This window comes from Shinella zoogloeoides, from assembly GCF_020883495.1.
Classification (GTDB): domain Bacteria; phylum Pseudomonadota; class Alphaproteobacteria; order Rhizobiales; family Rhizobiaceae; genus Shinella; species Shinella zoogloeoides.
Map to the genome: position 1 here is coordinate 584,038 of NZ_CP086610.1, position 20,671 is coordinate 604,708.

General features: G+C 66.5%; 13 protein-coding genes and 1 pseudogene. 12 read left to right on the forward strand and 2 right to left on the reverse strand.

Going from position 1 to position 20,671, the window contains the following annotated elements; genetic code table 11:
- Positions 1 to 22 precede the first annotated feature (22 nt).
- The 5 genes and pseudogenes from K8M09_RS02875 to K8M09_RS02895 all read left to right on the forward strand — a co-directional run bounded on the left by K8M09_RS02875 (position 23) and on the right by K8M09_RS02895 (position 6,803).
- Positions 23 to 772 (forward strand): electron transfer flavoprotein subunit beta/FixA family protein, encoded by a 750-nt coding sequence (locus K8M09_RS02875; RefSeq protein WP_229341925.1) that lies wholly within the window; start codon positions 23 to 25, stop codon positions 770 to 772.
- A gap of 22 nt (positions 773 to 794) precedes the next feature.
- Positions 795 to 1,724: an electron transfer flavoprotein subunit alpha/FixB family protein gene (locus tag K8M09_RS02880; protein ID WP_229341923.1), complete on the forward strand. Its 930-nt coding sequence runs from the start codon at positions 795 to 797 to the stop codon at positions 1,722 to 1,724.
- A gap of 99 nt (positions 1,725 to 1,823) precedes the next feature.
- Positions 1,824 to 2,351, forward strand: a pseudogene (locus K8M09_RS02885) (formyltransferase family protein); the annotation flags it as partial.
- Between the two features lie 90 nt (positions 2,352 to 2,441).
- A protein-coding gene (locus K8M09_RS02890) for an IS3 family transposase (RefSeq protein WP_229342049.1) occupies positions 2,442 to 3,580 on the forward strand; the annotation gives its coding sequence in 2 pieces (ribosomal slippage) (positions 2,442 to 2,700 and positions 2,700 to 3,580; 1,140 coding nt in all).
- A 97-nt stretch (positions 3,581 to 3,677) separates the two neighbouring features.
- Positions 3,678 to 6,803, forward strand: a complete 3,126-nt coding sequence (locus K8M09_RS02895) for an autotransporter domain-containing protein (protein WP_229342118.1) — start codon at positions 3,678 to 3,680, stop codon at positions 6,801 to 6,803.
- Between the two features lie 104 nt (positions 6,804 to 6,907).
- Here K8M09_RS02895 and K8M09_RS02900 read toward each other — a convergent pair whose 3' ends face one another.
- Together K8M09_RS02900 and prmB are read right to left on the reverse strand one after the other, a co-directional pair.
- A complete protein-coding gene (locus K8M09_RS02900) occupies positions 6,908 to 7,522 on the reverse strand; it encodes a histidine phosphatase family protein (RefSeq protein ID WP_160787849.1) in 615 nt (204 codons plus the stop codon).
- 14 nt (positions 7,523 to 7,536) lie between these two features.
- Positions 7,537 to 8,448, reverse strand: a complete 912-nt coding sequence (gene prmB / locus K8M09_RS02905) for a 50S ribosomal protein L3 N(5)-glutamine methyltransferase (protein WP_160787853.1) — start codon at positions 8,446 to 8,448, stop codon at positions 7,537 to 7,539.
- Between the two features lie 93 nt (positions 8,449 to 8,541).
- Here prmB and K8M09_RS02910 point away from each other — a divergent pair, with 93 nt between their 5' ends.
- The 7 genes from K8M09_RS02910 to K8M09_RS02940 all read left to right on the forward strand — a co-directional run bounded on the left by K8M09_RS02910 (position 8,542) and on the right by K8M09_RS02940 (position 20,645).
- Positions 8,542 to 9,342: a pseudouridine synthase gene (locus K8M09_RS02910; RefSeq protein WP_160787848.1), complete on the forward strand. Its 801-nt coding sequence runs from the start codon at positions 8,542 to 8,544 to the stop codon at positions 9,340 to 9,342.
- Positions 9,343 to 9,467: 125 nt separating this feature from the next.
- Entirely contained in the window at positions 9,468 to 10,739 is a 1,272-nt protein-coding gene (locus K8M09_RS02915) for an efflux RND transporter periplasmic adaptor subunit (RefSeq protein WP_160787847.1), read from the forward strand.
- Between the two features lie 10 nt (positions 10,740 to 10,749).
- Positions 10,750 to 12,693: a MacB family efflux pump subunit gene (locus tag K8M09_RS02920; protein ID WP_160787846.1), complete on the forward strand. Its 1,944-nt coding sequence runs from the start codon at positions 10,750 to 10,752 to the stop codon at positions 12,691 to 12,693.
- A gap of 70 nt (positions 12,694 to 12,763) precedes the next feature.
- Entirely contained in the window at positions 12,764 to 13,717 is a 954-nt protein-coding gene (bcsN, locus tag K8M09_RS02925) for a cellulose biosynthesis protein BcsN (RefSeq protein ID WP_160787845.1), read from the forward strand.
- A gap of 83 nt (positions 13,718 to 13,800) precedes the next feature.
- Complete coding sequence (gene bcsA, locus K8M09_RS02930) at positions 13,801 to 15,969, forward strand: UDP-forming cellulose synthase catalytic subunit (RefSeq protein ID WP_160787844.1); 2,169 nt, start codon at positions 13,801 to 13,803, stop codon at positions 15,967 to 15,969.
- The gene (locus tag K8M09_RS02935; RefSeq protein WP_229342121.1) at positions 15,966 to 18,308 is read left to right on the forward strand and encodes a cellulose biosynthesis cyclic di-GMP-binding regulatory protein BcsB; all 2,343 of its coding nucleotides are present in this window, start codon (positions 15,966 to 15,968) and stop codon (positions 18,306 to 18,308) included. The genes bcsA and K8M09_RS02935 overlap by 4 nt, the downstream gene beginning before the upstream one ends.
- Positions 18,309 to 18,467: 159 nt before the next feature.
- Positions 18,468 to 20,645 carry a cellulose synthase gene (locus tag K8M09_RS02940; RefSeq protein ID WP_160787843.1) on the forward strand — a complete coding sequence of 726 codons (2,178 nt, stop codon included), beginning with the start codon at positions 18,468 to 18,470 and terminating at the stop codon, positions 20,643 to 20,645.
- Positions 20,646 to 20,671 lie beyond the last annotated feature (26 nt).

The following is a 20,671-nucleotide window of genomic DNA, read 5'->3' on the forward strand; positions in this document are numbered from 1 at the left end:
CGAACCGAAGAGGAGTTGAGCCATGAAGATCTTGGTCCCAGTCAAGCGGGTCGTTGACTACAACGTAAAGATCCGCGTCAAGGCGGACGGCTCGGGTGTCGAGCTTGCCAATGTTAAGATGTCGATGAACCCGTTCGACGAGATTTCGGTCGAAGAGGCGCTGCGTCTGAAGGAAGCGGGCAAGGCCGAGGAAGTGGTCGTGGTCTCCATCGGCCCGGCCAAGGCCGAGGAAACGCTGCGCACCGCGCTCGCCATGGGCGCCGACCGCGCCGTTCTGGTCGAGACGGAAGACGCCGTCGAGCCGCTGGCCGTCGCCAAGATCCTCAAGGGCGTGGCCGAAGCCGAACAGCCCGGCCTCGTCATCGTCGGCAAGCAGGCCATCGACGACGATTCGAACCAGACCGGCCAGATGCTGTCGGCCCTGCTCGGCTGGGCGCAGGCGACGTTCGCCTCCAAGGTCGAGATCGGCAACGGTTCGGCTCAGGTCACCCGCGAAGTCGACGGCGGCCTGCAGACCATCGACGTGAAGCTCCCGGCGGTCGTCACCACCGACCTTCGCCTCAACGAGCCGCGTTATGCCTCGCTGCCGAACATCATGAAGGCGAAGAAGAAGCCGCTCGACAAGAAGTCGCCGGCCGATTTCGGCGTCGACACCGCCCCGCGCCTGAAGGTGCTGAAGACCGAGGAACCGTCGGGCCGCAAGGCCGGCGTCAAGGTCAAGTCGGTCGCCGAGCTGGTCGAAAAGCTCAAGACCGAAGCCGGCGTGCTGTAAGCAGGAAAGGGAGAACACGACAATGGCCATTCTTCTTCTGGCAGATCACGACAACGCACACCTTTCCGACCAGACCGCCAAGGCGCTGACGGCAGCGGCGAAGATCGGCTCCGACGTGCATGTGCTCGTCGCCGGCAGCAATGCCAAGGCCGCGGCCGAACAGGCTGCCAAGCTCTCGGGCGTGACGAAGGTCCTGCTCGCCGACGACGCAAGCCTTGCCAACAACCTTGCAGAGCCGCTGGCCGCGCTCATCGTGTCGCTCGCCGGCAACTATGACGCCATCGTCTCGGCCGCGACCTCGGTGGGCAAGAACGTGCTGCCGCGCGTCGCCGCCCTGCTCGATGTCGCGCAGGTTTCGGAAATCGTCGAGGTCGTCTCGGCCGACACGTTCAAGCGTCCGATCTATGCGGGCAATGCCATTCAGACGGTTCAGTCCACGGACGCCAAGAAGGTGATCACCGTTCGCACGGCGTCCTTCGCCGCAGCAGACGAGGGCGGTAGCGCGCAGGTCGAGACCATCTCGGCCGCTGCGAACCCGGGTCTTTCCACCCACGTCAAGGATGCCCTGTCCTCGTCCGACCGTCCGGAACTGACCTCGGCCAAGATCATCATCTCGGGCGGTCGCGCGCTGGGTTCGTCCGAAAAATTCCAGGAAGTGATCCTTCCGGTCGCCGACAAGCTCGGTGCTGCCGTCGGCGCCTCCCGCGCTGCCGTCGATGCCGGCTATGCGCCGAACGACTGGCAGGTCGGTCAGACGGGCAAGGTCGTCGCGCCGCAGCTCTACATCGCCTGCGGCATTTCGGGTGCGATCCAGCATCTGGCGGGCATGAAGGACTCCAAGGTGATCGTCGCCATCAACAAGGACGAGGAAGCGCCGATCTTCCAGGTGGCCGACTACGGCCTCGTCGGCGATCTCTTCGAAATCCTCCCGGAGCTTCAGAAGGCTCTGTAAATCCGGGTGTTACGCCCGATATTCGCCTCCCAAGCGACGGATGGCGCGGTTCGCAAGGCCGCGCCATTCTTCTGCCTTCCAGCCTCCGGAGATCGCCGTATGAAAAGCCACGTCCTGACCGTAACCTGCCAATCGACCCGCGGCATCGTCGCTGCGATCACCGGCTACCTCGCCGAGAAGGGGTGCTACATCTCCGATTCGTCGCAGTTCGACGATCTGGAGACGGGCCTGTTCTTCATGCGCCTCACCTTCCTGTCGCAGGAAGGCGTGTCGGAAGACGACATCAAGTCGGGCTTTGCCCCGGTCGCCAAGAAATATGCGATGACATACCGCTTCAACGACAGCGACGAGCGCATGAAGGTGCTGCTCATGGTCTCGCGCTTCGGCCATTGCCTCAACGACCTGCTCTACCGCTGGAAGATCGGCGCATTGCCGATCGACATCGTCGGCGTCGTCTCCAACCACTTCGATTACCAGAAGGTCATCGTCAACCACGACATCCCCTTCCACCACATCAAGGTGACGAAGGAGAACAAGCCGCAGGCTGAGGCGCGGCTGATGGAAGTGGTCGAGCAGTCCGGCGCCGAGCTGATCGTTCTCGCCCGCTACATGCAGGTTCTGTCGGATGCGGTCAGAGCTGGCTCGGGAAATCTGCACAGCGGGGATAAGTGGAGTTTCTGCCTGACTTCGGCTTAGATGCCGGGAACAGGAGAGACCATGACGAGACGACCGCGCCGGAACCATAGCCCGGCTTTCAAGGCGAAGGTGGCACTTGCCGCCATCCGAGGTGAGCAGACGCTGGTGGAGTTGTCCCAGCAGTTCGATGTGCACGCCAACCAGATCAAGCAATGGAAAGACCAGCTCCTTGAGGGGGCGACAGGTGTGTTCGGCGATGAAACGAAAGCGGAGCCGTCGGGTCCGACCATCGATGTCAAAACGCTGCACGCGAAAATCGGCGAACTGACACTGGAGAACGATTTTTTATCCGGTGCGCTCGGCAAGGCGGGATTGCTGGGCGGAAAGAAATGATCGACCGCGAGCACAAGCTATCCGTCGTGCGCCAGGCGAAGCTTCTCGGCTTCAGCCGTGGCAGCGTCTACTATCTGCCTCGTCCGGTGTCTGACGGCGATCTGGCCCTTATGCGCCGGATTGACGAATTGCATCTCGACTACCCCTTTGCCGGAAGTCGGATGTTGCAAGGGCTCTTGAGAGGAGAAGGTCTGGAGACCGGGCGGCGACACGTCGCCACGCTGATGAAGAAGATGGGCATCGAGGCGATCTACCGCCGCCCGAACACCTCGAAACCAGCGCCAGGGCACAAAATTTATCCCTACCTCCTACGAAAGCTGGCAGTCACCCGGCCCAATCAGGTCTGGGCAATGGACCTGACCTACATCCCCATGGCGCGGGGATTTGTCTATCTGTGCGCCGTCGTGGACTGGTTCAGCCGGAAGGTCTTGTCATGGCGGTTGTCGATCACGATGGAAGCAGCCTTCTGCATCGAGGCGGTGGAGGAGGCACTTGCCCGTCATGGCAGGCCGGAAATCTTCAATACCGACCAGGGATCGCAGTTCACCTCCATCGACTTCACCGCCGTGCTGAAGAGGTCACAGATCGCCATCTCGATGGATGGCAAGGGTGCGTGGCGAGACAATGTCTTCGTCGAGCGGCTCTGGCGTTCGATCAAATACGAGGAAGTCTACCTCCATGCCTACAAGACTGTGTCCGAGGCACGCGCTGGCATCGGCCGATATCTGAACTTCTACAACACCAGACGCCCACATTCATCCCTTGACCGGCGGACGCCGGATCAGGCCTACTTCAACGCGCTGACACCAATGATGGTGGCGGCATAATCGAGGCGGAAATCCACTTAGCGAAACGCCCGAAGCTGTTCAGACAAACCGAGCCACCTCTTCCGGCGGTGGCTCGATCGTTGCCGATCAGTTCTATGTGGGGCGTGTCAGCGGCGGCGTTGGTGTGGTGCGTGTCCAGTCCGGCAGTTCGCTCACCGTGAACAACACAATGTTCTCGACCTATCTCGGCTTTGCCGCGGGAGCGAGCGGAAGCCTCACCGTCGACGGTACGGGCTCGACGGCGACCCTGACGAAAGGGCTGGTCGTCGGCAACAATGGCGGCACCGGCACGCTGGTCATCTCGAACGGGGCCAAGGTATCCGGCGGCGTGGCCGCCATCGCCTACAGCACGGACAGCAATGTCAGCACGGGAACGGCGACCGTTTCAGGCGTGGGCTCGACCTGGGCCAGCAGCCAGCATCTGGCGGTCGGCAGTTCGGGCGTGGGATCGCTCACTATCTCCGACGGCGGACTGGTGACCGACGCGACCGGTTATCTCGGATATGCCGCCGGCGCCACCGGCACGGCGACGGTCACGGGGCAGGGATCGACATGGGCCAGCACCGGCCTCATGTGCGTCGGATATGGAGGTGCCGGTATCCTGCAGGTGATGGATGGCGGCAGCGTACGCAGCAATGGTGCGCGCATCGGCGACAGCAATGTCGGAACGGTCAACATTCAGGGGGCGGGCAGCAACTGGGTGAGCACCGGCGCATCCCTTCAGGATGCGTGGACCTATGTCGGCCTTTCGGACAGCGGGCAGCTTGCCGTCTCCGACGGCGGCCTCTTCAGCGGTTCCGGCCTGTGGCTGGGCGTCAACGCGGCCGGATCCGGGACCATGACCGTGGACGGACAGGGCTCGATGCTCCAGATGGAAAGCTCCGCCATGATCGGACGGGACGGAACCGGCGCTCTGACCGTGTCCGATGGCGGCACGGCGACTACCGGTCTGGCTGGCATCGGCGTGAATAGCGGCAGCTTCGGCTCGGTATTGCTGACGGGGGCGGGATCCCGATGGGATGTGGCGGGGGACCTGTTCCTTGGCGGCATTCTCGACAATGTCGTGAACGGCACGTCGGGCGGCACCGCGATACTGACCCTGGCGGATGGCGCCGTTCTCTCCACCGCCGGCGGACTGATCACGCCGCTGAACGGGAGTGCTTACGAGAGCACGTCGACGGTCTATCTCGGCGCCGCCAGCGGCTCCTCCGCCACGCTGAATATCGGCGCGGCAGCGGGAAATGCCGCCGCGACGCCGGGCACGCTGGCGGTTGATAACGTCGTGTTCGGCCCGGGGGTAGGGACGATCAATTTCAATCACACGGCGACGGACTATCTGTTTTCACCGGCAATTTCCGGCGCGGGTACGATCAATGCGCTGGCCGGCACAACGATCCTGACGGGGGATTCGTCCGGCTTTTCAGGCAGTACGGCGATTGCATCGGGCGCAACGCTGCGGGTCGACCATGGCGGCGCGCTCGGCGGCAATGTCACCAACAGCGGCGGCATCGTCTTCAATCCTTCCGGCGTTGCGTCCTATGCCGATTCGATTTCCGGCATGGGTACGCTGGACATGGCGGGGTCCGGCACGCTGAACCTGACGGGGGATTCTTCGTCCTTCACGGGCGCGACGACGGTCCTTGCCGGCGAACTGAAGATCAATGGCTCCCTGTCAGGATCGGCGGTCACGGTGGCATCCGGCGGCAGTCTTTCCGGTGCGGGTGTCGTCGGCGATCTGGTGACCCAGTCCGGCGCGACGGTGACGCCCGGCAACAGCCCCGGGACGCTCACCGTGAGCGGCAACTACACCGCCCTGACCGGTTCGACCTATGCCGCCGAATTCGTCCCCAGCTCCGCCATTTCCGACAGGATCGACGTCAGCGGAACCGCGACGATCCAGAACGGTGCCGTTCTCCAGGCTCTCAAATACGGTTCCGGCGTCATCCTGCCGGGTGTCCGCTATACGATCTTGACGGCGGCCGGTGGCGTTACCGGAACCTACACGCTGGCCGAGGGAGGCGCTGTCTCGGCCTTCTATTCCCTGCGCGACAGCTACGACGCCAACGCCGTCTATCTCGATGTTGCCCAGACCCGCTCCCTCTCGGATGCGGCGCAGACCCGCAACCAGCGGGCCACCGCCTCCGGCCTGACAAGCCTGCCGATCGGCAGCATCTTGCGCGGCACGATCGGGACCCTGCCGGATGACGAAAGTGCGCGGGCGGCATTCGACCACCTTTCCGGTGAGGTCCATCCGTCCGTCACGGGCGCGCTTGTCTCCAATACCTCGCTCTCCCGCATGGCTGTCCTTGAGCGCATCGGCGCGGCGTTCAGCGATCGTCCGCAGCCCGGAACGACCTGTATCGGCGGAATCCGGCCGCTTGTCGGTTGCCCGGTCATGTGGATGCAGGGCCTCGGCGCCCGGGGTCGAAACGGCGGCGACGGCAATGCGCAGGCCGCAGACCATGAGACCGGAGGGTTTCTTGCCGGTGTCGATGCGCCGGTCTTCGACAATGGCCGCTTCGGCCTGTTCGCGGGATATCAGCGAACCACGCTCGACGGCGCGCGCTCCGCCTCCAGCGTGATCGAAACGCCCGTCTTTGGCGTTTATGGCGGAGCGCAATGGGGAAATCTCGCCTTGCGCGCGGGCGCGTCCTACGGCTGGAACGATATTGCGACCAGCCGTGCAGCCTCCTATCCCGGCTATACTGATCGCCTGTCCGGGAAATACGCCGCCGGCACGGCGCAAGCCTTCGGCGAAGTCGACTATCGCATCGGCCTGCCGGCCGCCGGCCTGTTCCAGACGGCCGCGCTTCACCCCTTTGCAGGCCTCTCCGGGATCCTCGTCCGCACCGATGGCTTTTCCGAAGAGGGGCAAGCCGCCGCCCTCATCGGACGCGCAGAGGATACGTCTGTCCTGCTTTCGAGCCTTGGCGTGAGAGTCACGTCCGATTTCACCCTTGCGGGCTTCGAAACCAGCGCGACCGCCACCCTCGGTTGGCGCCACGCCATGGGCGACACAACCCCGAAAACCACCATGGCCTTTGCCGGCAGCGACGATTTCGTCATCCACGGCACGCCGCTCGACCGGGAGACCGTTTTCGGCGGCATCGGCCTCTCCGCCAGGGTTGCTTCGAACGCTGCCCTGTCTGTCGCCTATAGCGGCGAGGCCGGGCGGCGCACGCGTACTCAGGCCATTCGCGGAAGCATCGGCTGGCGCTTCTGACTTTGTGGTAGGGGGACGGTTTGTTGGCACATGATCGGTCATGGCCGGGATATGAAGGGAATCTGCGGGAACAGAATTACCAAGCAGCTTGAACAGATCCCGTTCTAGCCGAAAGCCAGCGGCGAGCCGAAGAAGCGCAGCGCCCAGCGTTGGCCGTTGCTGGTTAGCGTCAGCGCGCCGAGCGGTTCGACATCGGTGCGCCAGATGGCCTGAAGCGGCGCATTGAGCACATGCGCAAGCATGAGCTTCAGGACGGTGGCGTGGGTGATCGCCAGTAGATGGCCACCCGCCGCGTGCCGGCCGTCGAGCCAGGTTGTGCAGCGCGTCCGTGCCGCCTCGAAGCTTTCCCCGCCATGGGGCGCGGCGGCGGGGTCCGATAGCCAGTGCTGGAGGTCGCGCGGGTTTTGCGCGGCGATATCCTCCAGGGCAAGGCCGCTCCATCGGCCGTAGTCCATATCGCGGAGCGGCTCGGCTATCGTCGGGGGCAGGCCGAGCAGGGCGGCGGTTTCCCGCGCGCTGGTTTCCGGTGCGCAAAACACTGCGTCAACGGCCGGCAGAAGAGGGGCAAGGCGCTCGGCCCGTTCCCGCTCCCTTGCCAGAAGCGGCTCGTCGCAGGAAAGGCGGGACAGCCGGTTGGCGGCGGTGGCGCCGCGGCACAGCAGTGTGAGGCGCGTCGCGCGCGCCGGCTTTTGTCCTGTCTCTCGCGTTTCGTCGCTCAAGATCGGGGCCGCTCCTACGCCACGCCGAGCGCTTCGGCGGAAATCCAGAAGACGGCGTCCTGGGATTCGGCCGTTTCCAGCCAGACGAAATCGAGATGCGGGAATTCCTCCTCGAGGATTTCCCGGCCCGAGCCGATCTCGCAGATCATGCCGCCTTCGGGATTGAGGAAGTTCGGCGCGTCATTGAGGATGCGGCGCACGAGGTCCAGCCCGTCCTCGCCGCCGTCATGGGCCATTTCCGGCTCGGCGCGGAATTCCGGCGGATAGAGGTCCAGCGCCTCGTGGTCGACATAGGGCGGGTTGGTGATGATGAGGTCGTAGCGACGGCCGGAAAGCGGGGAGAAAAGATCGCCCTCGAAGAGGTTCACCTGCCCGGCGACGTCATGTTCGGCGATATTCAGTTCCGCGACCTCCAGCGCATCGGCCGAAAGGTCCACGGCGTCGACCGTGGCGGCGGGGAAGAATTTCGCTGCGAGCACGGCAAGGCAGCCGGAGCCGGTGCAGATATCCACGGCGCTCTCGACGGACATCGGGTCCGGCAGGAAGGACGAGCCGTTCTCACCGAGATATTCGCTGAACAGGATTTCGCCGATATGCGAGCGCGGCACGATCACCCGCTCGTCCACATGGAACCGTACGCCCTGGATATAGGCCCGGCCGGTAAGGTAGGAGGAGGGCTTGCGGGTGGTCACGCGCGCCTCGATGCGCTCGGCCAGCAGCCGCCGCTCGGCCGGCAGCAGGCGGGCGTCGAGGAAGGGATCGAGCGCATCGATCGGCAGGTCGAGCGTGTCGAGCAGCAGGAAGGCCGCGTCGTCGCCGGCCGTCGTGGTGCCGTGACCATAGCTGAGGTCGGCCGCGTTGAAGCGGGAGATCGCATAGCGCCAGTAATCGCGCAGCGTCACGAGTTCGTTGGTAATGTCTTCCATGGTCAACGGCGTCTCACTTCGGGCTTGCGGATTTGGCTGGACGACCCCGGCTTTAGAATGGCAAGGGCCTTTGGGTCAACCAAGGACGGCGAGATGAAGGGCACCCGCAAACCGCAGACACCGAAAACCGGCAGCAAGACCCGTCCGCCCGAAGGCGGCAAGCGGGCGACGCTGGCGCGCGCGCTCTCCAAGCTCGGCTTCTGTTCGCGCACGCAGGCGGAGGCGCTGGTGCGCGCGGGGCGCGTGACGGTCGGCGGACGTATCGTCACCGATACCGAGACCTGGGTCGACCTTTCCGCCGCGGTGATCGCGGTGGACGGCAAGCGGGTCGCGGCGCAGCAGCGTGTCTACCTGATGCTCAACAAGCCGCGCGGCCTCGTCACCACCCGGCACGATCCGGAGGGCCGGCCGACGGTCTTCGATTGCCTGCAGCATCTCGACCACGCCCATCTCTCCCCGGTCGGCCGCCTCGACAAGGCGAGCGAGGGACTGCTGCTCTTCACCAACGACACGGAATTCGCCCAGGCGCTGCTCGATCCCGAGACCCATGTCGCCAAGACCTATCACGTCCAGATGGACCGTAAGCCAACCCCGCAGGTGCTGGACGCGATGGTGCGCGGCGTCGAGCATGACGGGGAGCTGCTGCGGGCGACGGCGGTGCGCGCCGTGCGCGAGGGCGACAGGAATTCCTGGATCGAGGTGGTGCTGGACGAGGGCCGGAACCGGCAGATCCGCCGCATGCTGGAGGCGCAGGGCATCGAGTGCCTGCGCCTCGTGCGGGTCTCCATCGGCGACCTCGCGCTCGGCGATCTGGAGAAGGGCGCCGTGCGGGCGCTGACGGAGGAGGAGGTCGCCGGCCTTCGCCGCCGCATTGCCGCGCGGCGGGCCGGATAAGTCGAGTTTTTCGGCAAACATTACGGAAATATAATGATCCCAAGGGCTTCTCCTCGGGGGCGTGCGATGTCACATGTCAATGGAAGGAACGTGAGAGAGGCCCGGCCTCGACCAGTGGGACGCCGATGACCAAGACCGCACGACCGAAAACCGACGAGAAGGCCGCCGACGAAAGCGGCCGCGCGAATGTCACCTTCATGCCCGGAGCGGCCCCGCCGGCGCGGCGCAGGCGGCGTTCGCGCGCATGGCTGTGGCTGCCTGTCATCGCGGCGCTTGGCGGCGCGGGCTATTACGGCTGGCGCGCCTATGCGCCCACGGAGACGGCGACTGCGATCATCACCCAGCCCGTCACCCGCGGCGATATCGAGAACGCGGTGACGGCCGTCGGCACGCTTGAGGCGTTGAAATCCGTCGATGCGGGCGCGCAGGTCTCCGGCCAGCTCAAGGCGCTGCATGTCGCCATCGGCGATACGGTGACGAAAGGCCAGCTTCTGGCCGAGATCGACCCGGCGACCATCGAGAACCGCATGGAGATCAACCGCGCGGAACTCGCCAATCTTCAGGCCCAGCTCGTTTCCAAGAAGGCCCAGCTCGATTTCAAGCAGGCCAACATTACCCGCCAGCGCAGTCTCGTGGCCGGCAACGCGGCTGCGAAACAGGCGCTCGACCAGGCCGTGGCCGATCTTGCAGCGGCCGAGGCCGACGTCAACGCCACCGAGGCGCAGATCCGCAAGCAGCAGGCGACGCTGGGCGGCGACGAGGTCGACCTCGGCTATACCAAGATCTATGCGCCCATGGCCGGCACCGTCACCGCCAATCCGGTGAAGGAAGGCCAGACGCTGAACGCCGTCCAGAGCGCGCCCACCATCGTCACCATCGCCGACCTTTCCACCATGACCGTGCGCGCCGAGGTTTCCGAGGCCGATGTCGGCCGCCTCAAGGTGGGCATGGAGGCCTATTTCACGCTGCTCGGCCAGCCGGGCAAGCGTTTTGCCGGCACGCTCCGCCAGATCGAGCCGTCGCCGACCGTCGAGAACAATGTCGTGCTCTACAACGCCCTGTTCGATGTGCCCAACCCGAACGGCGAACTGATGATGTCGATGAGCGCGCAGGTCTTCTTCGTGCAGGCGGCGGCGCGCGACGTGCTGGTCGTGCCGGCCGGCGCGGTCTCGGCAAAGCGCGGCGAGGGCGGCAAGGCCGAGGTGACGGTCGTCACGGCTTCCGGCGCGCAGGAGGTGCGGCAGGTCGAGACCGGCATCCGCAACCGGGTGAGCGTGGAAGTCAAGAGCGGCCTTGCCGAAGGCGACAAGGTTGTCGTCAGCGCGGGCGGCGGCAAGGCTTCCGGCGGCGGCAGCCGCAATTCGGGGCGCGGCATGCGCATGCCGCCGATGTTCTGAGGAGCCGGCCATGACGGCGCTCATCTCGCTTCGCGACGTCACCAAGACCTTCCACAACGGCGATTTCGCCGTGGAGGTCCTGCACGGCATCTCGCTCGATATCGCGGCGGGGGAGTTCGTGGCGATCATCGGCCAGTCCGGTTCGGGCAAGTCGACGCTGATGAACATCCTCGGCTGCCTCGACCAGCCGACGTCCGGCGACTACCTGATCGACGGCGAGCCGGTCGCCGGTTTCGAGAGCGACGAGCTTGCGGCGCTGCGCCGCCGCACCTTCGGCTTCGTCTTCCAGAGCTACAATCTCATTCCCACGGCCAGCGCCCGCGAGAATGTCGAGGTGCCGGCGATCTATGCGGGCCTTCCGGCGCGCGACCGGCAGGAGCGGGCGGAAGCGCTGCTCGGCTCGCTGAAGCTCGGCGACCGGCTGGATCATCGCCCGAACCAGCTTTCCGGCGGCCAGCAGCAGCGCGTCTCCATCGCCCGCGCGCTGATGAACGGCGGCCGCGTCATCCTTGCCGACGAGCCGACCGGCGCGCTCGACAGCCAGAGCGGCGAAGAGGTCATGGCGCTGCTGCGCCGCATGCACGGCGAAGGCCATACGATCATCCTCATCACCCATTCGCGCGAGGTGGCGGAGGCCGCCGACCGGCTGATCGAGATCCGCGACGGCCGCATCGTCTCCGACCATGCCCGCAAGGCGCGCCCGTCCACGGAGGCCGCCGCCGGCCTGAAGAAGGCCGTCAAGGAAGGCTCGGCGGCTATCGCGGACGTGTCCGAAGCCGTCAAGATGGCCTTCCGCGCGCTGCACGCCAATCTTTTCCGCACGGTGCTGACGCTGCTCGGCATCGTCATCGGCGTCGGCTCGGTGGTGGCGATGCTCGCCATCGGCACGGGCGCGCAGAATTCCGTGCTCGACCGCATCTCCGCCATGGGGTCCGACCTCTTGCTGGTGCGCCCCAGCATGGCGAATTTCCGCGGCGGCAGCGGCAGCTTCCCCGTGACCCTCGTGCCATCGGATGCGGACGCCATCCTCGACGTGCCGAATGTTGTCTTCGCGGTGCCGGAAATGACGAGTTCGGTCACCGTGCGCTACGGCAATATCGACTACCAGACGACCGCCAACGGCACGGTGCCGGCCTTTCCGCGCGCCAAATCCTGGGGTCTCGCATCCGGCGAGTTCATCAACCAGGACGACATGGACGCCTATGCGCCGGTCGCCGTGCTCGGCCAGACGGTGGCGAAGACGCTGTTTCTCGATGGCGCCAGTCCGCTCGGCCAGTATGTGCTGGTCAACAAGATTCCCTTCCAGGTCATCGGCGTGATGGCAGAGATGGGCGCAAGCGCCGGCGGCAACGATCAGGACGACGTGATGCTGGTGCCGCTCTCGACCGGCAGCATGCGGCTCTTCGGCCAGCGCAATGTGCGCACCATCACCGTGCAGGTGGAGGATGCCTCGGCCATCGATCTGACGCAGGACGCCATCCAGTCGTTGCTCGACGAGCGGCACAAGGCCGAGGACACGCAGATCACCAACATGTCCTCCGTGCGCGAGGCCTTCACCGAGACGTCGAACACGATGAAGCTGTTCCTCGGTTCGGTCGCCGCCATCTCGCTGCTGGTCGGCGGCATCGGGGTGATGAACATCATGCTGGTGAGCGTGCGCGAGCGCACCCGCGAGATCGGTGTGCGCATGGCGACGGGCGCGCGGCGACGCGATATCCTGCTGCAATTCCTCATCGAGGCGCTGGTCGTCTCGGCCATCGGCGGGGCCATCGGCGTGGTGCTGGGCCTGTCCGTCGGCGCGCTCGCGCAGGCGTTCGGCATGCCGGTCAGCTTCACCGCCGGTCCCGTCGCGCTCGCCTTCGCCTGCTCGTTCCTGACAGGGCTCGTCTTCGGCTACCTGCCGGCGCGCAACGCCTCGCACCTGCAACCGGCCGTGGCGCTCGGCGCGGACTGACAGGCCTTCCCAAAGGCTATCGCAATATCTTGGGATTCCTATTTGCGTCCTGTCGAAATATGACTGCGACATGGATGATTCGGCGCTGATTCGTTTTTTCCGCCGTAGCGGCCCGGTGCTTCGCAGCGCATCGCTGCTGACGGCGATCGCGGCAACGGTGCTTGCCGGCTGCGCGGCGCGTCCCGGCGCCGGCGTCGCCACGCTGTCGACCACCGTGCCGGCCTCGAGCGCGCTCGTGCTGCCCGCACCGGGCACGCAGTCGATCGTCAGCGTGATCCAGCGGCAATATACCAATGCGATCGAGCAGCAGATCGCGCTCTCCACCTCGGCGGCGACGCCCGGGCAGAATTTCATCAGCATACAGGCCTTCGGCCCGGCCGAGACGGTGGCGATGCCCGGCGGCGCGCTGGCCTTCCGGCCGGTGCAGCACCGGGCGATCCGCTCGGAAATCCGCACCTATTTCCCCGGCCGAACGCTCGCGATCTCCAGCAATTTCGTGCGCAATACCTACGGCCCCTTCGGCTATGCCTATGGGCGCGGAGCGGGCGACGACGGCTGCCTCTACGGCTGGCAGCAGATCCGCTCCAACGTGGCCGAGCGCGACCGGATGCGCGATCTCGGCATGTTGCAGATCCGCCTGCGCGTCTGCCAGGCGGGTGCCTCTGAGGCCGAGCTGGTCGAGCTGATGTACGGCTACACCATCGTCGGCGGCTTCTCCGGCGAGACCTGGAACCCTTATGGCGCGCCGGCCTCCGTCGACAGCCAGATCGGCGGCGGCGAGCCGCTGCGGGTGCCGGTGGCGGAGCGCCGGGTGCCGGCCGTCGTGCCGGTGGAAAAGGCGCGGCCCGTTCCGGTGGCCCGCCGCGCGGCCGAAAAGAAGGTCGTTCCCGCGGTGGAGGCGAGCGGCGACGTGGTCATCGTGCCCTCGCCGACAAGCGGTTCGCCGGCCTCCGAAGGGGAGGCGGTCGTCGTGCCGTCGCCCGTCTGCGTGACGTCCCCCTCCGGCTCTGCGACATGTGATTGAACGGGCGGGAAGACGCCTAATTTTTCCTTAAGGGTATGGCCGTAAGGTCGGGTCCAGCGCGCTATGACGGCGAAGGACGGCGTATGAAACATACCGGCACGATCATTCTGTGGGCCCTCGTGTCTGCCCTCGTGATTCTTGTGATCACGCTGCCCATCAATGTCCAGACGCAGCTTATCGCCAGTATCGCTGTGGTGACCTTCATGGCGGTGATCAAGGTGCTGCGCGCGGAGGGCATCTGGCGGCTCATCGCGCTTGCCTTCGGCACGGCGGTCGTGCTGCGCTATGTCTACTGGCGCTCGACGAGCACGCTGCCGCCGCTGAACCAGCTCGAGAACTTCATTCCCGGCTTCCTGCTCTACCTTGCCGAAATGTACAGTGTGATGATGTTGGCACTCAGCCTCTTCGTCGTCGCGATGCCCCTGCCGCCGCGCAAGAGCCGCACGGCGGGCGAGGGCAGGCTGCCTTCGGTGGACGTCTTCGTGCCCACCTACAACGAGGACACGGCGCTTCTGGCCAACACGCTCGCCGCCGCCAAGGCCATGGATTATCCGGCCGACCGCTTCACCGTCTGGCTGCTCGACGACGGCGGCACGGAGCAGAAGCGCAACGCTGCGGCCGTGATCGAGGCCCAGACCGCCGAGGCGCGGCACCGCGAGTTGCAGGCGCTCTGCCGCGATCTCGGCGTCAACTACCTCACCCGCGCCCGCAACGAGCACGCCAAGGCCGGCAACCTCAACAACGGCATGCAGCACTCGACCGGCGACCTCATCGCCGTCTTCGACGCTGACCATGCGCCCGCGCGTGATTTCCTGCGCGAGACCGTCGGCTATTTTTCCGACGACCCGAAGCTGTTCCTCGTCCAGACGCCGCATTTCTTCCTCAATCCCGACCCGCTGGAGCGCAACCTGCGCACCTTCGAGACGATGCCGAGCGAGAACGAGATGTTCTACGGCATCATCCAGCGCGGCCTCGACAAGTGGAACGCCGCCTTCTTCTGCGGCTCGGCCGCCGTGCTGCGCCGCGCCGCGCTCAACGAGGCGGGCGGCTTCAGCGGCCTTTCGATCACCGAGGACTGCGAGACGGCGCTGGCGCTGCATTCGCGCGGCTGGAACAGCGTCTATGTCGACAAGCCGCTGATCGCCGGCCTTCAGCCCGCCACCTTCGCCAGCTTCATCGGCCAGCGCAGCCGCTGGGCGCAGGGCATGATGCAGATTCTGCGCTTCCGCTTCCCGCTCCTGAAGCGTGGCCTCTCCCTGCCGCAGCGCCTCTGCTACATGTCGTCCACGCTGTTCTGGCTGTTCCCGTTCCCGCGCACGATCTTCCTCTTCGCGCCGCTCTTCTACCTCTTCTTCGACCTTGAAATCTTCACCGCCTCGGGCGGCGAGTTCCTCGGCTACACGCTCGCCTACATGCTGGTGAACCTGATGATGCAGAACTATCTCTACGGCTCGTTCCGCTGGCCGTGGATTTCCGAACTGTACGAATATGTGCAGAGCGTGCATCTGCTGCCGGCCGTCATCTCGGTCATGCTCAACCCGACCAAGCCGACCTTCAAGGTCACGGCCAAGGACGAATCGATCAAGGTCGCGCGGCTTTCCGAGATCAGCCGGCCGTTCTTCGTCATCTTCGCCGTGCTCTTCGTCGCCTTCCTGATGAGCATCTACCGCTTCTACGCCGAGCCCTACAAGGCGGACGTCACCTTCGTCGTCGGCGGCTGGAACCTGCTCAACCTCATCATCGCCGGCTGCGCCCTCGGCGTCGTTTCCGAGCGCAGCGAGCGGGCGGCGAGCCGCCGCGTCACGGTCAAGCGCCGCTGCACCTTCATCGCCGAGGGGCGGGAATATCCCGCAACGCTCGAGAACGTGTCGGCCAACGGCGCGCGCGTGCAGGTCTTCGGCCTGGAGGGAAACCTTGCGGAAAGCACGCGGGGAGAGCTGCGCTTCAAGCCCTACGGTTCCGATGGCGAGGAGACCCTGCCGGTCGAGATCCGCAATACCGAGCACCTCGGCAGCGTCGTCGCCGTCGGCTGCCGCTTCATGCCCGAGGCGGCGCATCATCACGCGCTCGTCGCCGACCTCATCTTCGCCAATTCCAACCAGTGGAGCGATTTCCAGGTCTCGCGGCGCTACAATCCGGGCCTGCTGCGCGGAACGCTCTGGTTCCTCGGCGTCGCCGTACACCAGACGGGCCGCGGGCTGCTCTATTTCCTGCGCAGCCTCGGCGGCAGCAAAAAGGAGGCCGCGTCGTGAGGCTCCTTTCGAAACAGGCCGCGATCCTCGGCCTCTCCCTTGCCCTTTCCGCTTCGAGCGCCCTGGCGCAGGCCGTGCCCTTCGACATGTCCGGCGAGCGCGGCCCGACGGTCGAGACGAAGCCGGCGGAAGGCGGCGGCAAGCCCGCGACGGTCGAGACCCGGCAGCCGGAACAGAAAGCCAAGACACCCGATCCGATAGCGCGGCGCTATATCGTGTCGGCGCCCTCCCTCCTGCTGGAGGGCGAGATTGACAGCCGCTCCTTCCCGATCTTCCTCACCAAGCAGCAGGCGGGCGGCATCGCCTCGCTCAGCCTCGGCTATTCCAACGCCGTCGTGGTCGCGCCGGAATCCTCCCGCCTCACCGTCATCGTCAATGACGTGAAGGTGGGGGACGTGCCCGTGCAGTCGGCGGAAGGCGTCAAGGACATCTACTTCGACCTGCCGGCCGGCCTGCTCCGGCCCGGCGGCAACCGCGTGACCTTCCAGGTGGCCCAGCGCCACCGGACCGACTGCACCATCCGCTCGACCTTCGACCTGTGGACCGCCATCGACCCCGCGCGCACCTTCCTGACGATACCGGCAGAGGCCGACGGGCGGCTTGCGACGGTCGACGATATTCCGGCCATCGGCCTTGGGCCGACCGGCCAGACGACCTTCACCATGGTCGTGCCGGAAATGGGCCAGCCGGCCGCCACCAATGCCCTCATGCGGCTGAGCCAGGGCCTTGCGCTGATGGCGAAGATGCCGAACCAGATTTTCGACGTGGTGGATGCCCTGCCGGCGAAGACAGGGCCGGGCGAACTGGCGGTGCTGGTCGGCACGGCGGGCGATATCGCGCCGCTGCTGCCGTCCTTGCCGGCGTCGGCGCACAGTTCGGCTGTAGCCGCCTTCGCCGATGCGCCGGCCGGCGATCACAAGGTCTTCGTGGTCAGCGGGCCGGACTGGCGCTCCGTCGAGGAGGCGGTCGAGGGCCTCGTCGCGCCCGTCGACCGGCCGCTCGGCATCACGCGCGAGGCGCTCAGCGTGCGCCAGCGCAATGCGGCGGACACGCCGCTCGTGGCGGGCGCGGCCTCGCTGACCTTCGCCTCGCTCGGCGTGCGCACCGGAGAGTTCAGCGGCCGGCGCTTCCGCACCGGCTTCGATATCGGCATCCCCTCGGATTTCTTCGCCGACGCCTATGGCGAGGCGACGCTGCTGCTGGATGCGGCCTATTCGCCTGAAGTACTGCCGGGCAGCCACATAGACATCTACGTCAACGGCAACATCGCCTCCACCGTGCCGATCACCAGCCGGAACGGCGGCATTTTCCGCCATTTGCCGATCCGCGTGACCATGCGGCATTTCCGTCCCGGCCCGAACCGCATCGATATCGAGGCGGTGCTGATGACCCAGGCGGACAAGATCTGCGCGCCCGGCGCTAGCGCCTCGCACGAGCCGCGCTTCGCGCTGTTCGATTCCTCCGAGTTGCGCGTGCCGCGCTTCGCCCGCATGGCGCAGCTCCCGAACCTGGCCGCCCTGTCGGGCACCGGCTTCCCCTATAACGGCCAGACCGAGCCGGCGGCGCTCTATCTCGACCGGCTGGACGCCGACATGCTCTCGGCGAGCGCGACCTTCCTCGGCAAGACGGCGGTGGCGAGCGGCCGGGTCCTGCAGGTCCGGCCGGAGGCCTCGGCGCTGGCGATCGGCGAGCGCAATGCCGTCCTCGTCGGCACGATCTCGCAATTGCCGCCGGTGGTGCTCGACCAGACGCATATCGCCGTCGAAAGCGCCTCCTCGTGGGGCGCGACGGCCGGCGACGTGCAGGGCGGCGCGACGGAGGAGGCCTTTGGCGAGTGGCAGTCGCGCGTCAGGGGCGGCTCCTGGCGCGGACAGATTTCCGCCTTCGAGGCCTGGCTCCAGCGCACGTTCGATATCTCGCTTTCCTCGCTGCGCCTGCTGCCCGGCGCGGAGCAGGCGGTCACGCCCGGCGAGGACGCGCGCTTTTTGATCGCGCAGGGCGACAGCCCTGAGCGCACCGGAACCTGGACGGTGCTGTCCGCCCCGACCGGCGCGGACCTGCGGGCGGGCATGAACGCCGTGGCGCAGGAAGAGCGCTGGCGGGAGGTCGCCGGCTATGCGACCCTCGAGGGCAAGGGCATGGAGGAACTGGACACGCGGCCGGTCAGCAGCGCCCGCTTCGTGGCCACCCAACCGCTCAGCTTCGCCAATCTGCGCCTCGTGGCGGCCAACTGGCTTTCCTCCAATATCCTCGCCTATGCGGTGGTGTTCTGCCTCCTGTCGATCCTGCTCGGCATCGCGACATCGGGCCTGCTGCGCCGCTTCGGGCGGGAGAGTTGAGCGGTCGTTTACCGTCCGTTAACCCTATCGCGCTTTTATCGGCGCTGGTTGGCTCTTCCTGGGGGACATGGCGACATGTTCCGGCATTGATGGCGCATGCGGGCGTCGCGGTCCAGGCCGGAGCTGTATGTGATGAACGAGCACCGAGGGAAGTTCGGGATGAAGTCGATCCTTGTCGCGGTCGTCCTCGCCTCAGCCGGGGCAGCGGGTGTCGCCGGTCTTTCCCTCGGCGTTGCCGGCAATCCGATGAAGGGGCTGGCCTATCCCGATGCCGGTTCGGACGAAGCGCAGGACGCCGCGCCGGCGGGTAAACGCGCCCGCGTCGAATTCGCCCAGCTTCAGGCCGGCGAGAAGGATGCCAGGCCGGGCCAGACGGCGGAAGCGGCCGCGAAAGGCGCGAATGCGCCGGCGGTCGACGAAAGCGCCCTGCGCTATTTCGCGGCGCGCGGGGATACCGCCCGCCTCAATGCCGAGATCGCCCGTCTGCGCGCGCTCTACCCGACCTGGACACCGCCGGAAAATCCGCTCGCCGTTCCCGTCAACGAGGACCGGCAACTGGAAGAGATGTGGGCGCTCTACAGCCAGTCGCGCTACGCCGATGTGCGCGCGGCGATCGCCAAGCGCCAGAAGGACGATCCGCAATGGACCCCGCCCGCCGATCTCATCGAGCGTCTCGATGTGGCGGAAAAGCGCGCGGCGCTCGTCGCCGCCTCGAACACCGGCAAGAGCGAGGAGGTCGTGCGCATCGGCGCGGAAACGCCGAGCCTGCTCACCTGCAGCGATCCCGACGTGCTGTGGCGCGTGGCCGAGGCCTTCGTCAAGACCAAGCGCGTGCAGCGCGCCAAGGATGCCTTCGGCTACATGCTGGACAATTGCGAGGATGCTCCCGTGCGCGTGGCGACCGTGCAGAAGGCGTCCACCGTGCTCGGCTATGCCGACATGCAGGGCCTTCTTGCCCGTGAGCGCACCGGCGCGGACGGTGTGAAGGAATTCGATGCGATCCGGGGCGACCTCGCCCGCCGTTTCGTTGGCGAGGGCGATGCCGATCCGACGCTCACCGTCGATCCCGCCTATCTGAGGATCGTCGAGAAGCTGGCGGCGGACGAGGGGCTTGCCTCCGACGCCCTGCTGCTCGGCTGGTATCACCTCCGGCGCGACCAGAACGCGGCCGCCGAGCCCTTCTTCCGCAAGGCGCGCGCCATCGAGGATTCGGCCTCCGCCTCGCAGGGCCTCGCCCTCATCCTGCTCGCCCGCAAGCTGCCGGCCGAGGCCGAGGATGTGATGTATGCCTGGCGCACGAGTTCCGACCAGGCGATGGAGACCTATCTGGCGGCGACCGCCAACCTGCTCGCACTCGACCCGCTGGTGCGGATCGAGCCGAAGGTGCTGAACCGCATCGCCGCGGTCACGCTGGAGAAGAAGCATCCGGAGACCGGCGAGCAATTCGGCTGGTATGCGCTGGCCATGGACCAGCCGCGCACGGCCAGCGAATGGTTCTCGCTGGTGCTGCAATGGAAGGCGGACTACGAGCCTGCCGCCTATGGTCTCGGCGTCGCGCGGCTGCGGCTGGAGGACCTTGCCGGTCTTGCCGCCGTCAAGCAGGCCTGGGCCGGCCGTTCGGAGCGCATCGCGCGGCTCGGCGAAGTGGATACGAGCGAGGACGCCGCGCCGCTGCACCGCCTGCGCCAGCCGAAGGTCGTCGAGGCCGAGCATGCATTGCCCGTCCGCGAGACCGTCGTGTCGGAACATGCGCAGGTCGCCGAGGACGTTGCCGCAAGGCCGCGGCGGGTCGCCCGCACGGCGCGGCGGGCGCAGGACGCCACCGTCAATTGCCGCACGACGCAGGATCCGGCGGGCCTGTCGCCGGCCGGCGCGCTGTCGCTCGGCTGGTGCCTGATGGAAATCAACCGGCCGATGGAGGCCGCACGCGCCTTCGAGGCCGCTCTTGCCGGCAGCGGGCACACCCGCAGCGATGCGGCCTATGGCCAGAGCCTTGCCTATCTGCGCGCCGGGCTGACCGCCGACGCGGCCGTGGCCGCCACGCGGGCGGAACTCGACGGCAGCCGCACCGCCGAATTGCAGACGGCGATCCTCACCGACCGCGCCGTCGCCAGTTTCCGCGCACGGCGCTACCGCGAGACCATCGGTTTCCTCGACCAGCGCCGCCAGTTCCACACCGAGCCGACCGACCTGATGGTGCTGCGCGCCTATTCCTACAAGAATCTCGGCCTGCGCGCCGATGCCCTGCGCCTCTTCGAAGCGCTCGGCGAGACCGGCCGGCAGGACGCCATCCGGGCGCTCGCCGAAATGCGCACCGAGCAGAAGATGCGGCGGTAGCAATCGGGCGCGAAGTTTCCTAGATA

Coding starts and splice junctions, on each gene's coding strand:
- K8M09_RS02875 (WP_229341925.1), top strand. CDS start 23: ATGAAGATCTTGGTCCCAGTCAAGCGGGTCGTTGACTACAACGTAAAG.
- K8M09_RS02880 (WP_229341923.1), top strand. CDS start 795: ATGGCCATTCTTCTTCTGGCAGATCACGACAACGCACACCTTTCCGAC.
- prmB (WP_160787853.1), bottom strand. CDS start 8,448: ATGGAAGACATTACCAACGAACTCGTGACGCTGCGCGATTACTGGCGC.
- K8M09_RS02910 (WP_160787848.1), top strand. CDS start 8,542: ATGAAGGGCACCCGCAAACCGCAGACACCGAAAACCGGCAGCAAGACC.
- K8M09_RS02915 (WP_160787847.1), top strand. CDS start 9,468: ATGACCAAGACCGCACGACCGAAAACCGACGAGAAGGCCGCCGACGAA.
- K8M09_RS02920 (WP_160787846.1), top strand. CDS start 10,750: ATGACGGCGCTCATCTCGCTTCGCGACGTCACCAAGACCTTCCACAAC.
- bcsN (WP_160787845.1), top strand. CDS start 12,764: ATGGATGATTCGGCGCTGATTCGTTTTTTCCGCCGTAGCGGCCCGGTG.
- bcsA (WP_160787844.1), top strand. CDS start 13,801: ATGAAACATACCGGCACGATCATTCTGTGGGCCCTCGTGTCTGCCCTC.
- K8M09_RS02940 (WP_160787843.1), top strand. CDS start 18,468: ATGAAGTCGATCCTTGTCGCGGTCGTCCTCGCCTCAGCCGGGGCAGCG.